The sequence below is a fragment of the Nonomuraea sp. NPDC052116 genome (assembly GCF_040680035.1).
GTDB classification, from domain to species: domain Bacteria; phylum Actinomycetota; class Actinomycetes; order Streptosporangiales; family Streptosporangiaceae; genus Nonomuraea; species Nonomuraea angiospora_A.
Genome location: NZ_JBFAWA010000026.1, coordinates 34,446 through 57,320 on the forward strand (window position 1 = coordinate 34,446; position 22,875 = coordinate 57,320).

Here is a 22,875-nt window from a genome sequence, read left to right on the forward strand (position 1 = left end):
ACATGGGGTTCATCCGAGGATTCGGGCAGTTCTGGTACGACCTGATCGTCGGCGACGACTGGAAGATCGCCGTCGCCGTGGTCATCACGCTGGGCCTGGGCACGGTGGTGCTGCTGGCGTTCGGGCCGCCGTCAGCGGTGCTCACGCCGGTGCTCGGCGTCTGCCTGATGGCGGCCTTCGCCATCGCGCTGGGGATCGACGTGCGCGACAGATAGCCCGGCGCTCACCCGGCGCCGTGCTGGAAGATCGCGGTGTCCTCGGCCTCGTAGACCGAGGCGGCGAACTCCTCCAGCGTCCGCGCGCAGTCGTCGAGCGCCTTGACGACCTCCTTGCGCCGGGCCGCGCCCAGGACGTCGCGGACCGTGACCTTCTCGAACCAGCCCCTGAGCTTGGTGAGATCCTCCTCGTTCTCCTCGAGCTCGCTGTAGGTGAAGTGCTTGGCCCGCACCTCCTTGGCCACCTCTTCGTGGAAGTCGGCGCACTTGTCGAGGATCTCCTCGTACTCGTCGTCGCGGGCGGCGTTGTAGAGCGCGACCAGGTCGGACTCGCCGATGACCGACGAGGTGCTGACCAGGAACGCCTGGCCGGACATCGACTCGACGATCTCGCTGCGCAGCGCCCGCAGGGCCCGCTCGCTCTGCGGCGTGCGCGGCGCGGCAGCCGCGGAGTTCTGCAGATAGACGGCGCCGAGGTTGCGCAGCTTGCGCCAGACCGCGGCCCGGAGCCTGGTCGGCTCGGTGGGCACCCGGTAGATCAGCATGAGCCAGGTGACAGGCTTGCCCGGCCCGGCGGCCTGTGGCTCGCCGCCCTTCGCCTCCTCCGTGCCCGGCACCGCGCCTCCTCCTCCGAACGGGACCACTCGATCGTATCCGCGCCCGGCGCCGGGCCGCCCCATAAGCCGGCGCGCCCCATAAGCCGGCCCGCCAGAGGGCTATCCCGCGCGGTAGGCGATGTTCCCGTCGAGCATGGTCAGCCACGCGTCCACGCCGGACAGCGCGTCCGCGGGCAGGCTCCGGACGTCGCCGTCCAGGACCACCACGTCGGCGAGCTTGCCGGGCGTGAGCGACCCGATCCGGTCCTCCATGCGCAGCGCGTACGCCGCGTCGATCGTGTGCGCGCGCAGCGCCTCCTCCAGGGTGATCGCCTGCTCCGCCCCGATCGGGCCGCCCTCCCTGGTGCGGCGGCGCACCGCGTTCGACACCGTCTCCATGGGCCGCAGCGAGGAGACGAACGAGTCGCTGGACAGCACCGGGCGCAGCCCCGCGTCCAGCTCCTCGCGGATCGGCTGCAGCCGGTGCGCCCGCCGCTCGCCGAGCCGGCGCACGAAGTCGGTGCCGCTGTCGTACAGGAAGTTGGGCTGGTTGACCGGGATCACGCCGAGCGCGGCGAACTCCCTGACCTGGGCGGGCGTCGGGTGACCGCAGTGCTCGATCCTGGGCCGGGCGTCGTCGCCGGACACCGCCACCGCGGCCTTGATCGCTTCGAGGGAGTAGCCCATGGCCCGGTCACCCTGGGTGTGGATGCCGATCTGCCAGCCCGCCGTCGCGGCCCGCCGTACGAGGTCCACGAGCTGCTCGGGCTGGTGGTAGAGGGAGCCGGTGAAGCCCTCGCCGTACGGCTCGTCGAACATCGCCGTGCCGCCCAGCAGCGTGCCGTCGCAGTAGAACTTCATCGCGCCGAACCGCAGCCGGTCGTCGCCGAACGGGCCCGCCAGGCCGATCGAGGACAGCTCGTCCAGCATGTGCGACAGCGGCATGACCGCCGTACGCACCGGCAGCGTGCCCGCCTCCCAGGCGGACCGGTAGACCAGCAGCTCGCGCCGCGAGACCTGCGGGTCGCACACGGTCGTCACCCCGGCCCGCAGGTACGTCTCCCCGGCCAGCTCCAGCCACGACCGCAGCTGCTCCAGGGGCAGGTCGACGTGGAAGTTCGGGCCGTGGCAGCCGATGTCCACGGCCACCGGCAGGAGCAGCTCCATCGCCGAGTCCAGCACCATGCCGGTCAGCCGCCCGCCCTCGTCGCGTACGAACGCGCCGCCCGCCGGGTCGGCCACGTCGTCGCCGATGCCGCGCCAGGACAGCGCGGCCGAGTTGACCACCGCCTGGTGCCCGGACACGTGGTAGACGATCACCGGGTGCTCGGTGGTGGCCTCGTCGAGCTGCCGCCGGGTCGGCCGCCCGCCGGGGTACTTGGCGTCGTCCATCCCGTACGCCCGGATCCACTGGCCAGCCGGGGTCCTGGCGGCCTCGGCGGCGACGGCGGCGACCAGGTCGGCGGCGCTGCCCACGGCCGGGTAGCGCGCGTCCACCGCCACCAGCGTCTCCGCGGTGGACAGCAGGTGGTTGTGCGGGTCGATGAAGCCGGGCAGCACGCTGCGCCCGCCTGCCCGCACGACCTCGGCCCCCGGGCCCGCCTGGGCGAGGACGTCCTCCTCGCGCCCCACGGCCAGGACGCGGCCGTCGCGGACGGCCACGGCCCCCGCGTAGGGGTTCGAGGGGTCCATGGTGATGACGTTCCCGCCGGTGATGACGGTGGTGGACAATGCACTCTCCTATTCGGTGGTGATCGGAGCGGCCGGCGCGTGGTCGCGGTGACGGGGCGCCACGGCCAGGCAGAGCACGCTGAGCGCGCACATGGCGACCAGCAGCGCCACGGCCGGCCACGCGGCGCCGCCGTACGCGCCGACGAGGGCGGTGGCGGCCAGCGGCGACAGGCCGCCGAAGATCGCGCCGGCGCCCTGGTAGGCGAGCGAGATCCCCGTGTAGCGGACCTGCGGCGGGAACATCTCGGACAGGATCGCCGCCATCGGCCCGTACGTGCCCGAGGTGGCCAGCCGCATCACGCCGAGCATCAGGAAGATCAGGAACGTGCTGTGCGTGCCGAGCACCGCGAACTGCGGCACCGCCAGCACCGCCGTGGCGATCAGGAACCAGATGGCGACCTTGCGCCCGCCGAACTTGTCGCCCATCCAGGCGATGCCGAGCGTGGCGACCAGCTCCACGAACGCGGCGAAGCTCAGGCCGTTCAGGATGAGCTGCTCGGTCTCGCCGACCGACGGGCCCGTGGCGTACGACAGCAGGAACGTGGTGAGGATGTAGTAGCCGCCGATGGCGACCGGCAGCGTCCCGATGCCGAACAGGACCGACCGCCACGACGTGCGGAAGACCTCCTTGATCGGCACCCCGGTCTTTTCGGTCTCCTCGAAGACGGGCGACTCCTCGACGCGGAGCCGGATGAACAGGCCCACCAGCACCAGCACGGCCGAGACGATGAACGGCGCCCGCCAGCCCCACGAGTGCAGCGCGTCGTCGCCGAACAGGGTCATCAGGCTGAACGCGCCCGTGGCCAGCAGCGCGCCCGCCGGGTTGCCGAGCTGGGCGAAACCGCCGTAGAAGGTCTTCTTGCCCGCGGGCGCGTGCTCGACCGCCATCAGCGCGGCCCCGCCCCACTCGCCGCCGACCGCCAGCCCCTGCACGAAGCGGAGCAGCACCAGGAGCACGGGGGCGAGCGTGCCGATCGACGCGTACGTGGGCAGCAGGCCCACGGCGAAGGTCGCGCCGCCCATCATGAGCAGCGTGACCACCAGCGCCGACTTCCGGCCGACCCGGTCGCCGAAGTGGCCGAACACGATGCCGCCGAGCGGCCTGGCGAAGAAGCCGACCGCGTACGTGGCGAAGGACGCCATGAGCGCCACCGTGGGACTGGAGGCGTTGGGGAAGAACAGGTCGTCGAAGAGCAGCGCGGCCGCCGTGGCGTAGACGTAGAAGTCGTACCACTCGATCGTGGTCCCGACGAAGGCGGCGCCGGCCGCCCGGGTGGCGCGATTCATGGATCCTCCGGGTCTCAGGGGGTGCGACGACGATAAGCGCAGGTCAGCCGGAGGGGGGCCGGGACGAAACGCACCACCGGCGGTGAATTAGAGTGCGGTATGCACAGCCCTGAGGAACACCCATGGCGTTGACCGTCGCCCAGGCCATGACCCTGCCCGGCATGCGCATGCGGCTGCTGGCCGGGCGCGCCGGCCTGTCGCGCGTGGTCCGCTGGGCGCACGTGTCCGAGCTGGCCGACCCCGTGCCGTGGCTGCGCGGGGGCGAGCTGGTGATGACCATCGGACTCGGCCTGCCGGACGACCCCGCCGGGCTGCAGGCGTACGTCGAGCGGCTGTCGGGGGCGGGCTGCGCCGGGCTCGCCTTCGCGCTCGGCGAGGCCGTGACGGCCGTGCCGGAGGAGGTGCTGGCCGCCGCCGACGTCCAGGGGCTACCGGTGCTGGAGATCCTGACCCCGTTCATCGCGGTGACCGAGGCCGTCGCCCGGTGGCACGCCGACGAGCGCGTACGCGGTGAGCGGCGGGTCGTCGCCGCCCAGGAGGCCATGGCGCGGGCCGCGCTGCTGTCGGGCACCTCGGGCATCCTGCGTGCCCTGGCCGAGCACACCGGCGGTGAGTCCCTGCTGCTGGACCCGCAGGGCAAGCCCAGGGCGGCCACGCCGGAGGGGGAGCGGCCCTGGCACGCCCGGGCCCTGGAGATGGCGCGGGGCGCGGCCCGGCTGAGCGCGGGCGTGCTGGACGACGGCATCCAGGCCGTCCAGGTGCAGAGCCTCGGCTTCTCCGGGCCGCCGACCGGCTGGCTGGCGGTGTGCACGGGCTCGCCGCTGGAGTGGCACGCCAGGATGCTGGCCAACCAGGCCGCCTGCCTGCTCGCCATGGAACTGCTCGGCGTGCGGGCCGGCCGGGCCAAGGCGCACGCCCAGCGGGGCGCGCTGCTGGCCGCCGTGCTCGACGGCGGGCTGTCGCCGCGCCAGCTCGGCGAGCTGTGCCCGGTAGCGGCGCCGCCGTACGAGGTGGTCGTGACGGCGGCGCCGGTCCCGCCGGAGGCGGCGATCGAGGCGCTGGAGGAGGTGGCGGAGGACGCCGAGGAGCCGGCCCTCGTATGCGCCCGGCCGGAGGGCACGGTGTTCGTGCTGCCGGAACGAACGCCCCGGTGGGGTACGGAGCTGTGCGCGCGGCTGGGCGTGCCGGGCGGCGGCTGCCGGGCGCTCGGCCTGGACGAGCTCCCCTCGGCGGTCCGGCACGCCGCCACCCTGGCCGCCCGGGGCGACGGCTATCTCCACGTCGACGACCTCGAGGCGTCCGCGCTGCTCAGGGACGCCTTCGTGCCCGACGCCGCGCACCGCTTCGCCGCCGCCGCGCTCCGCCCGCTGCGCGAGTACGAGGCGCGGCACGGCGGCGACCTGGTCGACTCGCTCCGCGCGTACCTGGAGGCGGGGTCGAACCTGGAGACGGCCGCGCGGCGGCTGGGCGTGCACCGCAACACCCTGCGCCGCCGCCTGGCCGTCGCCGAACGCGTCTCGGGCCGCCCCCTCACCGACCCCGGGCACCGGCTCCAGCTCTGGCTGGCCCTCTCCCTCGGCGACCTCGTGCCTCCCGGCTAGAGCCCATGGCCGGGCGTTCCTTCAGGGCGGGCGGGTGATCAGGTGGCGAGGGGGAGGGACAGGACGAGGCGGATGCCCCGGGCGAGGGGCTCGGCGCGGACCGTGCCGCCGTGTGCCTCGGCGATCTGGCGCACGATGGCCAGCCCCAGCCCCGAGCCGGGCAGCGAGCGGGCCGCCTTGGCGCGGTAGAAGCGGTCGAAGACGAACGGCAGGTCCTCGGCGGCGATGCCGGGTCCCTGGTCGGCGACCGACAGCGCGCCGGTCGCGGCCACCTCGACCAGCACCTCCCCACCCGGCGGGCTCCACTTGATCGCGTTGTCGACCAGGTTGGCGGCGGCGCGTTCGACGGCGTCGGGATCGGCGTGGACCAGGCACTCGGCCAGCTCGCCCCGCAGCAGGACGTGCGGCGCCCGCCCCCGCGCCCTGGCGATCACGCGCTCCGCGACCAGGTCGAGGCGGACGTCCTCGGTGTGGATCTGGACGTCGCCGTACCTGGCCAGCTCCACCAGGTCGTTGACCAGCACCCGTAGCTCGCCGGCCTGCGCGCGGGCCTCGTGGACCAGGGCCGGGGCCTGCGGGTCGGCGGTGCCGCGCCCCTCGCCCAGCAGCTCGAGGTTGGTGATGAGGCTGGTCAGCGGGGTGCGCAGCTCGTGCGAGGCGTCGGCGACCAGGCGCCGCTGGGCCAGCAGGGACTCGTTCAGCGCGCCGGTCATCGTGGTGAACGAGCGGGCCAGCCGGGCGACCTCGTCGCGCCCGCTGCCGTCGAGCCCGCCCGCGGTGAGCGTACGGGTGGCGGTGACGTGCTCGACCACCTCGGTCAGGCGGCCGATGGGGCGCAGCACCCGCCCGGCGAGCAGCCGCGCCCCCATCCCGGCGATCAGCGCGCCGCCCAGGATCAGCGCCCCCAGCAGGAGCTTCAGGCTGTTCAGCGTGTCGTCGTCCCGGTCGAGCGGGAACGCGGTGCGTACCAGCGCCTGATCGACCTGGCCCAGCGGAGCCGTGTAGACGCGGTAGCGCGCCCCGCCGTAGCTCACCTCCTGGAAGTACGACGGGAGCTTGCCCCACGCGACCCCGGTGTCCCTGTCGGAGAGCGGGACGAAACCGGTGGTCGGCCCCGGCTGCACGGGAGGCGGGAAGAACTGCAGCAGCGTGTTGCCCACGGAGACCGGATAATCCGGCAGGGGCGCGCGGGTGGCCTTGAACGAGGCCAGCAGCTGGGGCGCCTGCCCGGCGGCCAGCACCAGCTCGCCGTCGTGCTGGCCGCCCAGCCCGCTCGCCATCGCCGGATAGACCACCAGCGAGGCGATCAGCAGGGCCGCCGCCACCACGGCCGCCCCGGCCAGGGCGACCCTGGTCCGCAGCGTCACGGCTCCTCCCGCAGCACGTACCCCAGCCCGCGCACCGTCTGGATCAGCCGCGGCTCGCCCCCGGCCTCCAGCTTGGCCCGCAGGTAGCTGATGTAGACCCACAGCGCGTTGGACGACGGGCCGAAGTCGTACCCCCAGACCGCGTCGAAGATCACGCCGCGGCTCAGCACCCGGTTCGGGTTGCGCAGGAACACCTTCAGCAGCGTGTACTCGGTCCTGGTCAGGTCGAGCACCCGCGCGCCGCGGACGGCCCGGCAGGCGGCGGTGTCCAGCTCCAGGTCGGCGAAGCGCAGCACCTCCTCGGCCGCGCCGCTGCGCCGCAGCAGCGCGCGCAGGCGGGCCCGCAGTTCCTCCAGCGCGAACGGCTTGACCAGGTAGTCGTCGGCCCCGGCGTCCAGCCCCGCGACCCGGTCGGCGACCAGGTCGCGGGCGGTGAGCATCAGGATCGGCGTGCGGTCGCCGCCGGCGCGCAGGCGGCGGCACACCTCCAGCCCGTCCAGGCCGGGCATCATGATGTCCAGCACCACCGCGTCCTGCCGCCCGCCGCCGGCCGCCTCCAGGGCGCGCAGGCCGTCGGCGGCGGTGCTCACGTGATAGCCCTCACGGGCGAGCGCGCGCGTCAGCGAACGGCGCACCGCCTCGTCGTCGTCGGCCACAAGGACGTGCATGATCCCACTCTCCTCGCCATGCCCGCCGCCGCCCACCCCTGAGCGCCTGCTGACGGCCGGGCGGTCAGGATCCCGGGGTCTTGACGGCGTCCGGCCTGATCTCCTTTTCCTGTACGAAGGACCGCTTGAAGTCGGTCAGCGCCTGGAGCAGCCGCTCCGCCGACACGCCCAGGCGCTCGGCTATCGCGGCGAACTCCGGTGATTTCGGATTTATCCCGCCTTTCTGGCTGAGGAGGTTCAGTTCCTCCTCGGCGGCGGTCGCCCGGTCGAGCCCGACGCCCAGCGAGGCCGCCAGCGCCTTGGCCAGCATCCCCTTCTCGACGGGATGCTCCTGCTTCTTCATGTCCTGCTTCGTCACATCGGGCTTCGTCACGTCGGGCGAGCACTTGCCGTCGAGTTCCGCGGCCTTGGCCGCCTTGGCCTTGGCGAGGTCGGCAGGCGTGCATGCCGCCGCCTTGGCGCACGGGTCGTCGGCAGGTGTGCACGCCGCGACCTTGGCGCACGGGTCGTCGGCGGGGTCCCGCTCGGACGAGGCCGCCAGCGCCCCCGACCCGCCCAGCGTCAGCACCAGCACCATGCCGGCGGCCAGGCCCGCCTTGCGTCGGTCCATGTCGTGTCTCCTTCTCCCGACCGGCCGGCCCCTCCGGCCCGGTGGCTGCCGCCAGCCAACCCGGCCCACCTTCACCCAGCCGTCGGCGAACCTTAGAAACGCCCTAGAGCAGGCGGGGCGGCGCATGGGCGTGAGCGCGGCCGGCGGGAGGCGTCGGTGGTGGTGATGGCCGAGCGGACGTCATGACGGAGTGTTGGTGATTGCCCAAATATGTGTGGATAGCTCATGATTGGCGGCTGTGGACCGTTCCCGCACTGTCGTGCGCGAGCGCGCCGGGTCGGGTGGGGGACCCGTAGATCAGGGGGTGCCATGCTCGACATCCAGGTTCTCGGACCGCTCCAGGCCAGCCTGCACGGCCGTCACGTGGACCTCGGCCCGGCCAGGCAGCGGGCCGTGCTCGCGCGCCTGGTGGCGGCGGGCGGCCAGGTCGTGTCGGCCGACCGGTTCATCGACGACCTTTGGCAGGGCCAGCCGCCGCCCAAAGCACTGGCCGCCCTCCAGGTCTACGTCTCGAACCTGCGCCGCGCGCTGGAGCCCGACCGCCCGCCTCCTGACGCTCTTCGGCGCGCAGCGGAAGCTGGTCGAGGGCGACTTCGACGCCGCGGAGGCCATCTACACCGGGGTCTCCCGGCAGATGGCCGAGCGCGGCGGCGCGAACGCCGAGGCGCTGGGGATACTGGGCAGGTTCGTGGTGCGGCTGGCCCGCGGCAACGTGCGCGACTCGCTGGACGAGCTCGCCTTCCTGTGGGAGCACGTGCCCAACGACGGCACGGCCGAGCCGGAGGCCGCCAGGCGGGTCTGGCAGCCCGGGTCGTCCCAGTCGCTCGACTACTACTGGCTGCTGTGGGAGGGGCTGCGCGCGCAGACCGCCGTCGCGCTGGGGGACGTCGAGGTGGCCGTCCGCTGCTACCACAACCTGCGGCGGTGGGAGGGGGAGCTGGCCGGGATGCACAGCGGGTCCGTCACTCTCGGGCCCGTCGCGCTGCTGCTCGGAGACCTGGCGCGCCTGATGGGCCAGGATCCGGACCGGCACTATGCGCGGGCGGAGGAGGTCGCGGAACTGGTCGGCTCGCCCCACTGGGCCCGGGCGGCCCGTGAGAGGCGGGGTCGGCGAGCGTCGTCAGGGCCTTGGCCATCCGGCCCGCCGCCGCCCGATCCGTGCCGAGCCGGGCAGCGGCGGCGGTGACCTCCGCCAGCAGCGGGTCGAGCTCGGCGTGGTCGTCGCTCAGGTCGCTCAGGTCCACCTCGGCGCCGGCCGAGCGCACGATGACGGGCCAGAGCACGTTGTCCTCGGCCTGGTGGTGATGGTGGATGCCGGCGCACAGCTTGGTGGCGAACGTGGCGATGGCGTGGAGCCGGGCCGGATCCGCCCGCTCCTCACCGGCGGCGAGCCCGCTCATCAACGTGGCCAGGCGGCGCGCGTCGCCGCGCATGGCGCGGTGGGTGATGCGGAATCCGAGCATGTTGGGGGCCATGGGGTGCTCCTTCGATCGGGGGATGCCACCAGGGTGCGCCCCCGGACTTAGACCTCCCTTGGCGACGACTTGGCGCGGACTCATCATCTCCATACGGTTATCCCACCATCACATTGTGTGATCTTGCTGGCTGGCCGATGATGCCGGTATGCGGAGAGGTGTGCTGGTATGGGGCGGGGCCGGCCTCGGGGTGGCGGCCCTGGTAGGGCTGGGTGTCTACTTCGCTCGGGTGGGGCTGGACGACGCGGACAAACTGGCCAGCGTGATCGGGGTGTTCGTCGCGCTGGCAGGGCTGGGGGCGTCGGCCTGGGGGCTGCTCGCCGACCGGCGATCCGGCGGCGCCGCGCCTATGGCGCCGGTCGTGGCGGAGCCCGGGGCGCGGCCCGCCCCGACGCGTACGTACGGCGGGGACCACATCGAGATCTCCGGCAACGTCGTCCACGGGGACGTGATCGGGAAGATCGATGGCGCCTCCGGATGAGGACCCCCAGGACGAAGAGGTCGCCTATGGCGGCGACCACGTCGACATCCACGGCAACATCGTGCACGGCTCGGTCACCGGGAAGATCGGCCCGGTGCTCTACCACGAGTACCACCAGCACTTCCCGAACGCCCGGCCCGGACCGCTGTGGCGGGGCAGCCCGTACCGAGGGCTGGCGCCGTTCGACGAGCGGGACGCCGAGGTGTTCTACGGTCGCGAGCAGGCCACCGCCCAGCTGGCGGGGATGCTGGCCGGGCGGCTCGACCCGCCGAGCATGCTGGTGGTCACCGGGCCGTCGGGAGCGGGCAAGTCCTCGTTGCTGCGTGCCGGGCTGCTGCCCTACCTGAAGGGCGGGCACCTGGCATGGGCGCGCTGGCCGTCCTTGGTGATGACGCCCACCGCCGACCCGCTGACCGAGCTGTCGGTCCAGCTGAGCGCGCTGACCGGCGGCGATCCCGCCGGTGTCAGGAGCGCGCTGGACCGGGATCCCGGCCAGGCGCATCTGATGGTCCGGCAGGCGGCGCTGGCCGCGGGCTCCATGGGACGGCTGCTGCTGGTCGTCGACCAGTTCGAGGAGGTGTTCACCCTGGCCTCCGCGGCGTCCGGCACGTTCGCGGACGTGCTGGGCGACATCGCCGGCACCCCCGCGGGGCCGGACGGGCGGCCCGCCGGCCTGGTCGTCATCGGCGTGCGCGGCGACTTCTGGGACCGGTGCGCCGACCTGCCGCCGCTGGTGCCGGCGTTGCGCGCCGGGCCGTTCACGGTGGCGGCCATGAGCCAGGCGGAGCTGCGCAGCACCATCACCGGCCCTGCCGGCCGCGCGGGCTTGAGCCTGGAGAACGGGCTGACCGACCGGATACTCGACGACCTGCGCGCCCACGCCGGATCGCTGCCGGGCGCGCTGCCGCTGCTGTCCCAGGCGATGCTGCTGACCTGGGAACGGCGCGACCAGGACAGCGGCACGCTGACCCGGCTCGGCTACGCGGCCACCGGCGGGCTCGCCGACGCCGTGCGGACCAGCGCGGAGGCCGCCTACGCCGGGCTCGGCGAGACGGCGCGGGAGGCGGTCCAGCCGATCTTCCAGCAGCTGACCGCCATCACCACCGACGGCGCCGTCGCCCGGCGCAAGGTCGCCGTCCAGGAGCTGCCCGGCGGCGACGATGCGCAGGCCGTCCTGCGGGCGTTCATCGACAGGCGGCTCATGGTCGCCGACGGCGACAGCGTCGAGCCTGCGCACGACCTGCTGCTGTCGGCCTGGCCGAGACTGGCCTCCTGGCTGGCGCAGGACCTGGACAACCGCGCCTTGTACGCCCAGGCCCGCCGCGACGCCGAGGAATGGCTGCGCAGCGAACGCGACCCCGCCTTCCTCTACCAGGGCACCAGACTGGACGGCCTGCTCCGGGCGGACGCCCACTGGCGGGAGCATCGGCGGCGCTTTCCACCGCCGACCTCCGCGATGCGCGACTTCCTCGACGCCTGCGCCGACGCGGCGGCACGCCGTCGCGCCGCGCGGAGCAGACGGCTGGCCAGGGTGGCGGTCGCGCTGCTGGTGACCGTTCTCATCGCGGGGGTCATCGCCCGGCAGCTGAGCGGGCGGTTCGACGACCAGCGTAGGGACGCGCTGTCGCGGGTGCTCAGCAGCCAGAGCGAGCGGCTCTCGCAGGCCGACCCGATCACGGCGGGGCTGCTGGCCGTCGCCGCCGCCCGCTTCGCGGGCAGCCCGCAGTCGCGGGCCGAGGCCCGCTACGGCATGCTCGCCGCGCTGGCCACCGGCGCGCGAGGGGTGATGGGCGGTCCGGTCTCCGGGGTGGCGTTCAGCCCGGACGGCACCACGCTGGCCACCACGGACCTCGACGGCGCGATCCGGTTCTGGGACGCGCGCACCCGCCGGCAGCTCGGCGAGCCCATGCGGGGCCCGGGTGCCGGGACGGCGGTGGCCTTCAACCGGGACGGCACGATCCTGGCCAGCGCCCACGCCGCTCCCCGCGACACTGTCGAACCGGACGGCACGGCGGTGCTCTGGGACGTACGCTCGCACCGGCAGCTCGGCGAACCGCTGCGCGGCCACACCGACACCGTGGGCGCGGTGGCGTTCAGCCCGGACGGTGCCATGCTGGCCAGCGCCGGCCGGGACGGGATGGTGGGGCTCTGGGACGTGCGCTCGCACCGGCAGCTCGGCGGCCCGCTCGGCGGCAACGCCGTCTCCGTGCCCAGTGTCGCCTTCAGCCCCGACGGCAGCACGCTGGCCGGCGCCGGACCCGACGGGACCGTGCTGCTGTGGGACGTGCGCTCGGGCCGGCGGATCGGCTCGCCGATGCGTACCCCTCTGATGTTCGTCTACGCGGTGGCCTTCAGCCCCGACGGGAAGACGCTCGCCAGCGCTCACGGGGATCCCACGATGTCACCCACCGTCAACAGCGGCGCGGTGCGGCTGTGGGACGTGCGCTCGCGGCGGCCCATCGGCGAGCCGATGCTGGGCCACACGGCGACCGTCAACGATCTGACGTTCAGCCCCGACAGCATGATGCTGGCCAGCGCCGGCTCGGACGGCACCGTACGGTTGTGGGACACCGGCACGCGGCGCGCCATCGGCGTCCCCCTGACGGGTCACAGCGGCGACGTCCACTCCGTGGCCTTCAGCCCGGACGGCAGGACCCTGGCCAGCGCCGGCAACGACCTGCGGCTGTGGGAGACGCTCAACCAGCGCTCGCCCGGCCTGCCGATGGAGGGCAGCAGCCAGGTCACCTACGAGCTCGCCTTCAACCAGGACGGCACCAGGCTGGTCAGCGCCGACGCCTACGGCATCGAGCTGGTGGGCGACGGCGGGAGCGGACTGGTCCGCGTGTGGGACGTGGGGACGAGGCGGCTGACCGGCCCGCGGATCCGGGACCCGCGGGGCCGGTTCCTGTCCGTGGCGATCAGCCCCGACGGCATGCTGCTGGCCACCGGCAGCTGGGACGCCCTGGCGCGGCTGTGGGACGTGCGCACCGGACGGCAGGTGGGCGAACCGCGGACGGATCACGGGCCGCGCGTCGACAGGGTGCGGTTCAGCCCGGACGGCGCGCTGCTGGCCACCGGCGGCACGGATGGGACGGCCCAGCTGTGGGAGGTGCGCACGCTGCGGAAGAGCGGGCAGGAGCTGCGTGCCGGCGAGCCGGGGGCGGACCTCGACGACGTGTCGCCGCGGGGCGTGAGCGCCATCGCCTTCAGCCCGGACGGCGCGATGATGGCGACCGCCACCGGCGCGGGAGACGCCCGGCTCTGGGACGTCCGCACCCGTCGTCCTCTGGGCGGGCCTCTGAACGGCCACCAAGGCGGCGTGCCGAGTGTGGCCTTCAGCCCTGACGGCAGGACGCTCGCCACGGCCGGCCGCGACCAGAGCGTACGTCTGTGGGACACCGGGACGCGGCGCGAGATCGGCGACGGTCTCAAGGGACACACCGGCCCGGTGTCCGAGGTCGCGTTCAGCCCCGACGGCAGGACGCTCGCCACCGCGAGCGCCGACCACAGCGTGCGGCTGTGGGACGTGGGCGCCCAGCGGCAGATCGGCGAGCCCGTCGGCGACCATGTGGGCACCGTGTCCGCGCTCGCCTTCAGCCCCGACGGCACCAAGCTGGCCGCCGCCGAGGCGGAGGGCCGGGTGCGCCTGTGGGAGATCCGCCTGCCCGCCGACCCGCGGGCCGAGGTCTGCGCGGTCGCCGCCCGTTCGCTGACCGAGCCCGAGTGGGAACGCTACGTTCCCGACGAGCCCTACCGGCTCATCTGCCCCTGAACCGCCTCCGCCGTGTCCGTCACGTCACCAGTCGCGGGTCGCGATCAGCTCCTCCATGTCCGCGTCCGCGAACCCGTAGGCCGTCGCCACGAACCAGAAGTCCTCGGCGATCACCTCGCGCGCCACCGTCTCCATCTGGCTGCCGGCCTCCAGGAACTCGACCGCCAGCTCGTTGAACTCGTCCGTCGCCGCCTGCGTGAGCACGTACAGTGCCGCGAGGTCCGACGGCCGCTCGGCCTCGATCCGCTCGCACAGGCGGAGCAAGATGTCCCTGCCCTTGTCGACGAGCCGGCGAGGGTAGTAGGCGTCGTCGTACATGCCCTTGAGGAAAGGGTGGCCGGTGGGGGGCACCTTGATCTCCTTCGCGCCGTGATCCGGTGTGCCGATCCTGCCCGACGCCACCGACAACGGCCAGCATGGAGCGCATGAACGCATAGCCCGGGCGTCCGCGTCCGTCATGGCGGGCGATCAGCTCTTTCGGGGGACCGTGGGGCGGCCGGTGAGCTCGGCTGGACGCCCGTCCCCGGCGCCGACCTGGGCAGCGCCCGGAATGATCGCTAATCTGCCACAATGTCATCCCATTATCGAGCGCCTGGCGCGTTAGCACTCGCGGCGGTCGTCGCACTCACCACGACGTCGATCGCACCGGCGCACGCGGCGCCCACCGCCGCCGCGGATCGGGTCTTACGGGTCTACAACAACAATATCGAGAACCTGGTGAGGAACAACGCCGACGGCACGTGCACCCGGGTCTCGGGCCCGGACCACCTCGCCTCGATGCTGGTCGACGACGACGGCAAGACGGGCACCTCCGGCGTACAGGCTCCCGATCTCCTGATCGTGCAGCAGGTGCGCGGCACCGGGCAGGCCACGGCCTACGCCGACCAGCTCGGGGGCATGTTCGGATATCCGGCGGGCACGTACAAGGCGATCGTGGCCTGGGACAACCCCGAGGAATGGGGCAGCACGCACAAGTGCAGCCAGCAGTCGCTCGGCGACCTGAAGAAGCGGCAGACCAACGCGATCATCTACAACACCCGAACGCTGGGCCTCGCGGCGGGCGACATCTCGAAGTACTGGAGCGCGGGCTGGTTGAAGCCCGGGACCTCGTACGCCGGCGGGGCCGGCTGCACGCTGTACAAGCCGCCGGACAGCGACGACGGCACCACCAACCAGTACAAATGGAAGCGCACGAGCGCCATCGCGGCGAAGTTCACGATCAAGGAAACCGGGACGACGGTCTTCGCCGCGACCATGCACCTCCCGGAGCAGAACGGCGCGAACGCCTGCGCGGGCGCAGGTGACACGGGCATCGCGAACTCCGGCATCCACGTCGGCGCGGACGCCACGAGCCTCATGAACGCGTCGACGATCCGCGTGATCGGGATCGACGCGAATCGTACGAACATCGCCGCCACGACCCTCGGCGGCTTCGGCATGACCGGCTACGGGGCGAAGACGACCTCCGGTTCCAGGAAGATCGACTACCTCTTCGTCAAGGGCACCGTGCGGTCGTCGAGCGTCGACCACACGGTGAGCAGCACGAAGTCGAACCATCTCGCGCTGTACGGCTTCATCGAGTTCTGAAAGCGCCGGGTACGGATCGGTGGCGCGCACCTGCGCGGGCGGCCCGCGCGCGCAGGTGCGCGGACGACGGGACGGCTCACTACAAAGCCACTATAAGATCGCCACAAATCCGGTTCGGGTCCTGTCAAAACGATAGTGAAGGTGATCATCTCCGCCTTAAGATCACTTCCATGCTGATTCGCCGGACATTACGGATGATCACTGCTCTGGCCGCGACCTGCACCGTCGCGATCGCCGGGGGCGTGGGGACGGCCCAGGCCGAGGAAGCCCACGTGTCATCCCAGGGGCAGTTGCTGTTCTACAACCACGCCTACAGCGTGGTGGACCGCGAGACGGCGGACGCCGTCGAGAACTCGGCCTACCTGCGCGAGTTCGCCAACTTCGAGGTCCGGACCACGACCGGTGGCGGCCTGACCTGGAAGGGCCGCTACCTCAAGGGCCGCGAGACCTACATGGAGCTGTTCGGCGAGGGCGACCTGCCCGGCCAGGACGCTCTCTTCGGCTCCGCCGGGCTGGCCGTCTCGACCGAGCGCGCCGGCGACCTGGCCAAGGTGACCGCGCAGCTCAAGGCCCAGGGCGTCTCCGACCCGGCCGAATACCGCCAGACGCGTGACTTCGGCGATGGCGTCCCGATCCCGTGGTTCGACACCATCCGCACCACCTCCGCCCAGTACGAAGCCTTCGACCCGTGGGCGATGGAGTACTTCCCCGAGTACTTCGCCGACCCGCGCAGCCAGACCGAGCCGGAGAGCTACCCCGGTGACGTCAGCCGGGAGCGCTACCTGCCCGACACCTACCAGGACCGCCTGATGCGGGACATCACCTACATCCGCATCGGTGTCACGGCGCGGGACCTGGCCATCACGCTGCCGGTGCTGCGAGCCGGCGGGTTCGAGGTCGAGACCGTCGGGAAGGGCGCCATCGCGACCGGCGGTGGCACCACCATCCAGCTCGACTCCGTCGCGCGTGAGCAGGCGGGCCTGAAGCGGGTCTCCATGTCGCTCAACCGCGCCGTGGAGACCCGGCACGAGGAGCGGATCGGACGTTCGACCCTCGCCGTGGGTCCGGGCGCCCGCGCCGAGTGGACCTTCGACGCCCCGCAGTAGCACTTCCTCCTGGCGCCCGGCCGGCTGACGATCGCTGATCGTCGCCGACCGGGCATCGTCGTTCCGCGGGTCACCCAAGGCTCGCGTTCCGGCGTGCGCTCCACACCGCCAGCCCGGCCACCAGGACGAGAACGCCGGCCAGCCATAGGATGCCCTGGAGCGGCAGGGCGTCGACGATCGCGCCGCCGGCCAGCGCGCCGAGACCGATCGAGAGGTTGAACACCGCCACCCACAGCGCGGAGGCCTCCTCGACCGCCTGCGGCGCGACCTTGATCATCCACGTCTGGAGGCTCGTGGAGACCCCGCCGTACACCAGGCCCCAGACGACGAGCAGCGTCACCCCGCCCGCACCGGTGAGCCCTGCCACGGGGTAGAGCAGCACGGTCGCCCCCAGGGTGACAGCGATGACGAGGACCGTGCGATGGAGCCGTTTCGCCACGACGGCGCCCGCGACGAAGTTCCCCACGATGCCCGCCACGCCGAATCCGAACAGCAACGGCCCGACGAGCTGCTCGTCGATGCCGGACAGGTCCCGCAGCACAGGACCGATGAACGTGTAGGCCGAAAAATGGCCGGTCACGATCAGGAACGTCGCCAGGATGCCGACCCGGACGCCCTGGTTGCGGAACTGACCGACCAGCCGCCGCAGGCCGACGGGCTGAGCGGCCGTCAACGGTGGCAGCACGGCCAGCAACGCGACCAGCACGGCGAGCGCGAGGGCGCTCAGCGCGCCGAACGCGATCCGCCAGCTCGCCAGCCCGCCGATCATCGTGCCGATGGGGACGCCGAACACGTTCGCGGCCCCGACGCCACCGAAGATGATCGCAGTGGCCCGCGGTACGTGCGGGACCGCGACGAGCCGTACGGCCAGACCGCCGGCGATGGCCCAGAACCCGCCGATCGCCACCCCGACCAGCACGCGGGCGGCGATCAGGAGCGGATAGTCCGGGGCCAGGGCGGAGGCCAGGTTGGCGAGCGTCATGAGTCCCATCAAGGCGACGAGCAGGAGCCTGCGATCCAGCCTGCCGACGAGCACCGGCACGACCGGCGCCGCGACGGCGGCGACGATGCTGGGGACGGTGACCATCAACCCGGCCGCGCCCTCGGACACCGACAGTGCCGATCCGACGGGGGTGAGCAGCCCGATGGGGAGCTGTTCGGCCGTCACCAGGAGAAATGTGCCGAAGGCCACGGCGGACACCGCGATCCAGTGATTCCTCGCCGACGGGTCTCGCCCGGTCATCGTGGGGTGCGTTGCCGTCACGTCGTATCTCTCCTCTCATTTGGGAGCGATCGCTCCCATACGACGACACACCCTAATACGGGAGCGATCGCTCCACAAAGTTGGTAGAGTGGCGGGCATGGCACGGCCGAGGGAGTTCGACGAGCAGGACGTGATCGCCAGGGCGACCCGCCTGTTCTGGCGTCGTGGCTACCACGCCACGTCGGTTCGCGACCTGGGCTCCGAGCTCGGGCTCAAGCAGAGCAGCCTGTACCGGACCTTCGACGACAAGCACACGCTGTTCTTGCGGACGCTGGACCACTATCGGGCGACCGAGTCCACCCAAGCCGAAGAGCAGCTCACCGCCCCCGGTCCCAGCCTCGAGATCCTGCGGGAGTGGCTGATCTGGATGATCAGCCACGAGGCCGGGCTCGGCTGCTTCGTGGTCAACACGGCCGCCGAACTCGGCACCACCGACGCCGAGGTCCGGCAGAGGACCGAGGCCGCGTTCGAAGTCACCCGGAAAACCCTGGCGTCACTGCTACGCCGCGGCATCCATGACGGCGACCTGCCCGCCGCATTGGACGTCGACGCCGCGGTGGAGGTGCTGTTCACGACGGTGCTCGGACTGCGAGTACGCGAACGCGCCGGACATGACCCCCAACGGCTCGCCACGGCCATCGACTTCACGATCACAACGCTCGCGACATCCGCAATCTGACTCGCATACCGTCCGCCATCGCCGGAAGCCCACCTGGCAGCGGCACGGCCGCCCTGGGATTCCCGGGCGCCGCGCGGTCGTCCTTGGTGCTGCCGCTCACGCGCCCATGCCGTCCAGGATCGCGCCCGCCCGCCTGCTCGGCGGCCGGCATGTGGGCTCACCCGCGCGTACGCGCGAGCCGGCCGGATCCGCGCCGTCCAGCGGATCTGCCGGGAGCGCCTCACGCTCATCGAGCACCTGCCGGCACACGAGCCGTCCGCCGCGGCCGAGATCGTCGACACCTTCCACTCCGCGGCGCGGGCGGAGCTGTGCGTCGGCGACCTGCCGGCCGCACTCGCCGTTGCCGACCGCGCTCAGCGCGAGGACCCCATCGGCGAACACCCCTACCTGTCCATCCCCAAGACCATCCGACCACTTGCCCTGAGCGGTCGTTTCCCGGAGGTCTTCCAGCAGGCTCTCGCCATGTGGGAGGCCTGGCATCAGGCAGGCAGCCCGCGCAGCGCCTGGATGTCGACCGCGATCTCCGCCGCGGCGCTCGCCCACGGGCTGGCAGGCACCGGCGAGTTCGACCTCTGGCGCTCGCGCGCGCTGGAGATGGCCAGGATGGAGGACGCGGCCTCCTCACCGGTCCTGGCCCCCTTCGCCGCCTTCGTCGATGCAAGAGTCGCCGTCCACACCCGTGCCCACCGTCAGGCCGCCGCACTGGTCGAGCGCGCTTTCGCCCCCTTCGCCGTGCGCTGGTACGAGGCCTACGCGCGCGCCGCCGGAGCCGAGCTGGCGGTCGTGGCCGGCTTGCCCGACGCGGCCGAACGGCTCGCCGCCGCCATGCCGTACGCCGAACAGAACGACTGGGCGGCCGCCTGCTTGGCCCGTACCAGCGGGATCCTGCACGGCGACCGCGACGCGCTGGCGGAGGCGGTCGAACGGTGGACGTCGATCGACGCCCGATTCGAGCGCGCCTGCACGCTGCGTTTGCTCCCCGGCCGCAAACCGTAGGCTCGGGTCAGCACCAGCGCGGCGAGACCCCCCTGAGCAGGGCAGCGGCCTGATCACCCCGCAAACCGGCTGCGGCCGGGCCGGGGGAGCGGTGGTCAGCTCGGGATCGGGCTGCCCTCGCAACCTTTGCCGATGCGGCCCGTCTCGAAGTACCGCACCACGTCGGCGGCGCACTTGGGCACCCGGGTGGTTGACACGTGCACGTCGTCGGCGACCGTGTAGACGGTGCCGCCGATGGCGCGCCGCGTCTGCAGCGTCCAGTCGTAGGCCGACATGAACTCGTACAGGTGCCCCGCCAGCACCAGCGACCCGCTGCCCCGCTTCAACGTGGCCTGCTGCACCGGCAGCGGCCAGCCGGGACACATGGCAGGCACTCCCCAGGCCCGGCCGGTCGCCGGATGGCGCTTCACGAGCTGCTGGTACTGACGCCAGGCGGTGTCGAAACCGGCCCGGCTGCTGTCCTCGTTGCACGCGACGGCCAGGTTCATGGTCATGTTCAGCGTTTCGGGCGCGCCGGGAACGGACGGCCCCATCATCGGCGCGCCGAGCAGCTCCTTGACGGTGGCCGGGGCGGTGGTGCCCGTCGCCGTCCGCAGCTCGGCCAGTGCCTTGCCCGCGCGTACCCACTCGGTCGAGTTGCGCCTGGCCAGGTCGGCGACGGCCGAGCCGTCGACGGGCCGCTGCAGGTCGGTGTAGGTCTTGGGGCTCTTGTCGTACGCGCGGACCAGCTTGGCCACCTCCTCGCGCACCTGCCGAGCGGTGGCACCGAGACCGTAGGTCCCGTCGCGGCGGGCCAGCCAGGCGGCCATACGCCCGAAGTTCCGCTCGGCCGCCTCCGCGGCGCCCTTGGCGTGCTCGTCGATACGGGTCCACGGCGGCGCCACGCTGTCCAGGAAGGCCCGTCCGGTGTGCCCGGGGAACAGGCTGCGGTACACCATGCCCAGATAGGTGCCCCAGGAGAAGCCGAGCAGGTTGAGGCTGCGCTCGCCCAGCGCGGTCCGTACCAGATCCAGGTCCTTGGCCACGTTCTCGGTGGTGAGCTGTCCGAGGAAGGCGGGGTCGGAGCGTCCGCACTTCTCGTTGGAGGCGACCTGGGCGTCGTAGATCTTCCTGGCCGTCTCCTTGGTCAGCGCGCCGGGCTCCTGCGGGCCCTGCGGCGAGAGGGGGCAGGCGACCTTGGTGCTGTACCCGACGCCGCGCGGGTCGAAGCCGATGATGTCGTACCGCTCGTTGAGCCCGGCCATCTCCTCGTTCCTGAGCGCGGTCCGCAGGACCGGGTCCAGGTATCCGCTGTTGCCCGGCCCGCCCGGCAGGACGGCGACGGCGCCGAGCCGGTGGGCCTCGTCCGTGGCGGCCAGCCGGGTCACCGCGATGTCGATCTTCCGCCCGTCGGGGTCACGGTGGTTCAGCGGGACGCTGACCGTCCCGCACTCCAGGCGCTTCATCAAGGAGCGGAAGGCCGCGACCTTGTCCTCCGCCACGCCCAGGCCGCGGATCACCTCATCGGTGTAGGCCGGGCAGGATTTCCACTGCACGGAAGATACGTCGGGGTTCGAGGTGGCGCTCGCCGCGGAAGGATGCGCCACCAACCCCGCCAGCGCCAGGGCCAGCGCCGTCAGTGAAGTTCGGTACGTCATGGGGGCCAGTAATAGAGCAGGAGTTGTTTCCTCACCGTTTCCGTGAGGACGGTCTCCGATCGACGCTCCACTGGATTCGGGAGCCGGGCGTGAGGGTGCAAGCCGCGTTGAGCGCCGGAACGCTTGTGGGCCGCCGGTCCGCCGCCCGAGCATCACTCAAGGGGCAGGGGGCGTCGTGGTATGGGCGCGGTGTGGATGAGAGACGTGGTCGTGTGACCGTACGGGGTGAACAGGTCGAGGATCGGTTCGAGCTCGTCCACCGCCCGCAGGTGCATCGTGAAGTAGAAGCAGTCGTCGCCGGTCATCCGGTAGCACTCGACGATCTGGGGAACCTCCTGGGCGATCTTGGAGATGCGGTGCAGTTCCCGGAGCGCCGGGCGGATGCGAACCATCACGGTGACCGGAAAGCCCAGGGCCCGCGGGTCGACCTCGGCGTGATAGCCGGTGATCACTCCGGTCTCCTCCAGCCGCTGCACCCTGTCGGCCACCGCGGGGGCCGACAGGGCGACCCGGCGGCCCAGCTCGGCGAAGCTCACTCTGGCGTCGACCTGCAGCTCGGCGAGGATACGAAGGTCGAGGGCGTCGATCCCCTTGGATTCGTATGCCCGCTCGGGTCTGATCTTTCGATTCGCCATTCTCCTAAATTACGGGTTCGCCGACGATGGGGCTCATGCCGCCTATCGGCCCTCGCGCCGTCCTGTCCGCGGCGCCTCCATGGACCTACTTCATCGGGAACGTTCGGTCTCCGCGGTGAAGACCGCGCTCTCACAGGAAGGTAAGACGACATGCAATACGTGAAGCTGGGCTCGTCAGGACTGCGGGTCTCCCGGATCTGCCTGGGCATGATGACGTACGGCGATCCGGGTTCTCGGGAGTGGATGCTGCGCGAGGACGCGGCCGAGCCGATCGTGCGGCGCGCGGTCGAGGCCGGTGTGACGTTCTTCGACACCGCCGACATGTACTCCGACGGCGTGAGCGAGGAGATCACCGGGCGGCTGCTCGGCAAGCTCTTCGCCCGCCGCGACGACTACGTTCTCGCGACGAAGGTCTACTTCCCGACGGGGCCGGGCCCGAACGACCGAGGGCTGTCCCGCAAACACGTGCTGTCCGCCATCGACGCCTCGCTGATCAGGCTCGGAACCGACTATGTCGATCTGTACCAGATCCACCGCTGGGACGACGAGACGCCGATCGAGGAGACCATGGAGGCCCTGCACGACGTGGTGCGGGCCGGCAAGGCGCGTTACATCGGCGCCTCCAGCATGTACGCCTGGCAGTTCGCCAAGGCGCAGCACACCGCTCAGGCGGCCGGCTGGACCCGATTCGCGTCGATGCAGAACCACTACAACCTCGTGTACCGGGAGGAGGAGCGAGAGATGCTGCCGCTCTGCCTGGACCAGGGAGTGGGCGCCATCCCGTGGAGCCCGCTGGCACGCGGACTGCTCACCGGGAGCCGCCACCGCGACGGCCGGCGGCGCACGGTCCGATCCGGCAGCGACCCGGTGGCCGACAGCATGTACGAGGACGCGGACTTCGACGTCGTCGACGTGTTGCGCGCCGTCGCCGACGAACGAGGACTGCCTCCGGCGCAGCTCGCGCTCGCATGGCTGCTCGGGAGACCTGGTGTGAGCGCGCCGATCGTCGGGGCGAGCAAGGTGGGTCATCTGGACGACGCGATCGCGGCGGTGGAGGTGTCCCTGAGCGAAGAGGAGGCGGCCCGCCTGGAGGCCCCGTACCGGCCACATCGAATCATCGGGCACTCCTGAAAGCCGGCCACCGCCACTCCGCCCACCTCGAGGGACG

The 22,875-nt window shown here is 72.1% G+C and carries 21 protein-coding genes and 1 pseudogene; 10 read left to right on the plus strand and 12 right to left on the minus strand.

Going from position 1 to position 22,875, the window contains the following annotated elements; genetic code table 11:
* Positions 1–2: 2 nt before the first annotated feature.
* Positions 3–215, plus strand: coding sequence for a hypothetical protein (locus tag AB0L65_RS40240; RefSeq protein ID WP_364256953.1), 213 nt, complete (start codon positions 3–5; stop codon positions 213–215).
* 8 nt (positions 216–223) lie between these two features.
* Here the strand turns inward: AB0L65_RS40240 and AB0L65_RS40245 are convergent, their stop codons facing one another.
* The 3 genes from AB0L65_RS40245 to AB0L65_RS40255 all read right to left on the minus strand — a co-directional run bounded on the left by AB0L65_RS40245 (position 224) and on the right by AB0L65_RS40255 (position 3,829).
* Positions 224–832: a Chromate resistance protein ChrB gene (locus AB0L65_RS40245; protein ID WP_364256956.1), complete on the minus strand. Its 609-nt coding sequence runs from the start codon at positions 830–832 to the stop codon at positions 224–226.
* A gap of 99 nt (positions 833–931) precedes the next feature.
* Positions 932–2,542 carry an amidohydrolase gene (locus tag AB0L65_RS40250; protein WP_364256959.1) on the minus strand — a complete coding sequence of 537 codons (1,611 nt, stop codon included), beginning with the start codon at positions 2,540–2,542 and terminating at the stop codon, positions 932–934.
* Between the two features lie 9 nt (positions 2,543–2,551).
* Entirely contained in the window at positions 2,552–3,829 is a 1,278-nt protein-coding gene (locus AB0L65_RS40255; protein WP_364256962.1) for an MFS transporter, read from the minus strand.
* 122 nt (positions 3,830–3,951) lie between these two features.
* Here AB0L65_RS40255 and AB0L65_RS40260 point away from each other — a divergent pair, with 122 nt between their 5' ends.
* A complete protein-coding gene (locus AB0L65_RS40260) occupies positions 3,952–5,430 on the plus strand; it encodes a PucR family transcriptional regulator (RefSeq protein WP_364256965.1) in 1,479 nt (492 codons plus the stop codon).
* Between the two features lie 38 nt (positions 5,431–5,468).
* On the opposite strand, the gene AB0L65_RS40265 is transcribed toward AB0L65_RS40260, so the two are convergent.
* The 3 genes from AB0L65_RS40265 to AB0L65_RS40275 all read right to left on the minus strand — a co-directional run bounded on the left by AB0L65_RS40265 (position 5,469) and on the right by AB0L65_RS40275 (position 8,075).
* Positions 5,469–6,797, minus strand: a complete 1,329-nt coding sequence (locus AB0L65_RS40265; RefSeq protein ID WP_364256968.1) for a HAMP domain-containing sensor histidine kinase — start codon at positions 6,795–6,797, stop codon at positions 5,469–5,471.
* The gene (locus AB0L65_RS40270; protein ID WP_364256971.1) at positions 6,794–7,465 is read right to left on the minus strand and encodes a response regulator transcription factor; all 672 of its coding nucleotides are present in this window, start codon (positions 7,463–7,465) and stop codon (positions 6,794–6,796) included. Before AB0L65_RS40270 ends, AB0L65_RS40265 begins: the two co-directional genes overlap by 4 nt.
* Before the next feature lie 64 nt (positions 7,466–7,529).
* Positions 7,530–8,075 (minus strand): hypothetical protein, encoded by a 546-nt coding sequence (locus AB0L65_RS40275; RefSeq protein WP_364256973.1) that lies wholly within the window; start codon positions 8,073–8,075, stop codon positions 7,530–7,532.
* Positions 8,076–8,384: 309 nt separating this feature from the next.
* Here AB0L65_RS40275 and AB0L65_RS40280 point away from each other — a divergent pair, with 309 nt between their 5' ends.
* Complete coding sequence (locus tag AB0L65_RS40280) at positions 8,385–9,173, plus strand: winged helix-turn-helix domain-containing protein (RefSeq protein WP_364256976.1); 789 nt, start codon at positions 8,385–8,387, stop codon at positions 9,171–9,173.
* Between the two features lie 80 nt (positions 9,174–9,253).
* Here AB0L65_RS40280 and AB0L65_RS40285 read toward each other — a convergent pair.
* A pseudogene (locus tag AB0L65_RS40285) lies at positions 9,254–9,643 on the minus strand (hemerythrin domain-containing protein); the annotation flags it as partial.
* 55 nt (positions 9,644–9,698) lie between these two features.
* On the opposite strand from AB0L65_RS40285, the gene AB0L65_RS40290 reads away from it, so the two are divergent.
* Together AB0L65_RS40290 and AB0L65_RS40295 are read left to right on the plus strand one after the other, a co-directional pair.
* Positions 9,699–10,031 (plus strand): hypothetical protein, encoded by a 333-nt coding sequence (locus AB0L65_RS40290; RefSeq protein WP_364256979.1) that lies wholly within the window; start codon positions 9,699–9,701, stop codon positions 10,029–10,031.
* Positions 10,015–13,803, plus strand: coding sequence for an AAA family ATPase (locus AB0L65_RS40295; RefSeq protein ID WP_364256982.1), 3,789 nt, complete (start codon positions 10,015–10,017; stop codon positions 13,801–13,803). Before AB0L65_RS40290 ends, AB0L65_RS40295 begins: the two co-directional genes overlap by 17 nt.
* A gap of 24 nt (positions 13,804–13,827) precedes the next feature.
* Here the strand turns inward: AB0L65_RS40295 and AB0L65_RS40300 are convergent, their stop codons facing one another.
* Positions 13,828–14,154, minus strand: a complete 327-nt coding sequence (locus AB0L65_RS40300; protein ID WP_355210375.1) for a DUF5713 family protein — start codon at positions 14,152–14,154, stop codon at positions 13,828–13,830.
* 219 nt (positions 14,155–14,373) lie between these two features.
* Between AB0L65_RS40300 and AB0L65_RS40305 the strand changes: the two genes are divergently transcribed.
* Together AB0L65_RS40305 and AB0L65_RS40310 are read left to right on the plus strand one after the other, a co-directional pair.
* A complete protein-coding gene (locus AB0L65_RS40305; RefSeq protein WP_364256985.1) occupies positions 14,374–15,390 on the plus strand; it encodes a hypothetical protein in 1,017 nt (338 codons plus the stop codon).
* Positions 15,391–15,560: 170 nt separating this feature from the next.
* Positions 15,561–16,496: a DUF5829 family protein gene (locus AB0L65_RS40310; protein ID WP_364256988.1), complete on the plus strand. Its 936-nt coding sequence runs from the start codon at positions 15,561–15,563 to the stop codon at positions 16,494–16,496.
* A 70-nt stretch (positions 16,497–16,566) separates the two neighbouring features.
* Here the strand turns inward: AB0L65_RS40310 and AB0L65_RS40315 are convergent, their stop codons facing one another.
* Positions 16,567–17,760: an MFS transporter gene (locus AB0L65_RS40315; RefSeq protein WP_364256991.1), complete on the minus strand. Its 1,194-nt coding sequence runs from the start codon at positions 17,758–17,760 to the stop codon at positions 16,567–16,569.
* A gap of 97 nt (positions 17,761–17,857) precedes the next feature.
* Here AB0L65_RS40315 and AB0L65_RS40320 point away from each other — a divergent pair, with 97 nt between their 5' ends.
* Complete coding sequence (locus AB0L65_RS40320; protein ID WP_364256994.1) at positions 17,858–18,439, plus strand: TetR/AcrR family transcriptional regulator; 582 nt, start codon at positions 17,858–17,860, stop codon at positions 18,437–18,439.
* A 96-nt stretch (positions 18,440–18,535) separates the two neighbouring features.
* Here the strand turns inward: AB0L65_RS40320 and AB0L65_RS40325 are convergent, their stop codons facing one another.
* Positions 18,536–18,820 (minus strand): hypothetical protein, encoded by a 285-nt coding sequence (locus AB0L65_RS40325; RefSeq protein ID WP_364256997.1) that lies wholly within the window; start codon positions 18,818–18,820, stop codon positions 18,536–18,538.
* An 81-nt stretch (positions 18,821–18,901) separates the two neighbouring features.
* Here AB0L65_RS40325 and AB0L65_RS40330 point away from each other — a divergent pair, with 81 nt between their 5' ends.
* A complete protein-coding gene (locus tag AB0L65_RS40330) occupies positions 18,902–19,435 on the plus strand; it encodes a hypothetical protein (protein WP_364257000.1) in 534 nt (177 codons plus the stop codon).
* A gap of 95 nt (positions 19,436–19,530) precedes the next feature.
* On the opposite strand, the gene AB0L65_RS40335 is transcribed toward AB0L65_RS40330, so the two are convergent.
* Together AB0L65_RS40335 and AB0L65_RS40340 are read right to left on the minus strand one after the other, a co-directional pair.
* The gene (locus AB0L65_RS40335) at positions 19,531–21,072 is read right to left on the minus strand and encodes an alpha/beta fold hydrolase (RefSeq protein WP_364257003.1); all 1,542 of its coding nucleotides are present in this window, start codon (positions 21,070–21,072) and stop codon (positions 19,531–19,533) included.
* A 152-nt stretch (positions 21,073–21,224) separates the two neighbouring features.
* Positions 21,225–21,707 (minus strand): Lrp/AsnC family transcriptional regulator, encoded by a 483-nt coding sequence (locus AB0L65_RS40340; protein WP_364257006.1) that lies wholly within the window; start codon positions 21,705–21,707, stop codon positions 21,225–21,227.
* A 150-nt stretch (positions 21,708–21,857) separates the two neighbouring features.
* Here AB0L65_RS40340 and AB0L65_RS40345 point away from each other — a divergent pair, with 150 nt between their 5' ends.
* Entirely contained in the window at positions 21,858–22,838 is a 981-nt protein-coding gene (locus AB0L65_RS40345; protein ID WP_364257009.1) for an aldo/keto reductase, read from the plus strand.
* The last annotated feature ends 37 nt before the right edge of the window (positions 22,839–22,875 follow it).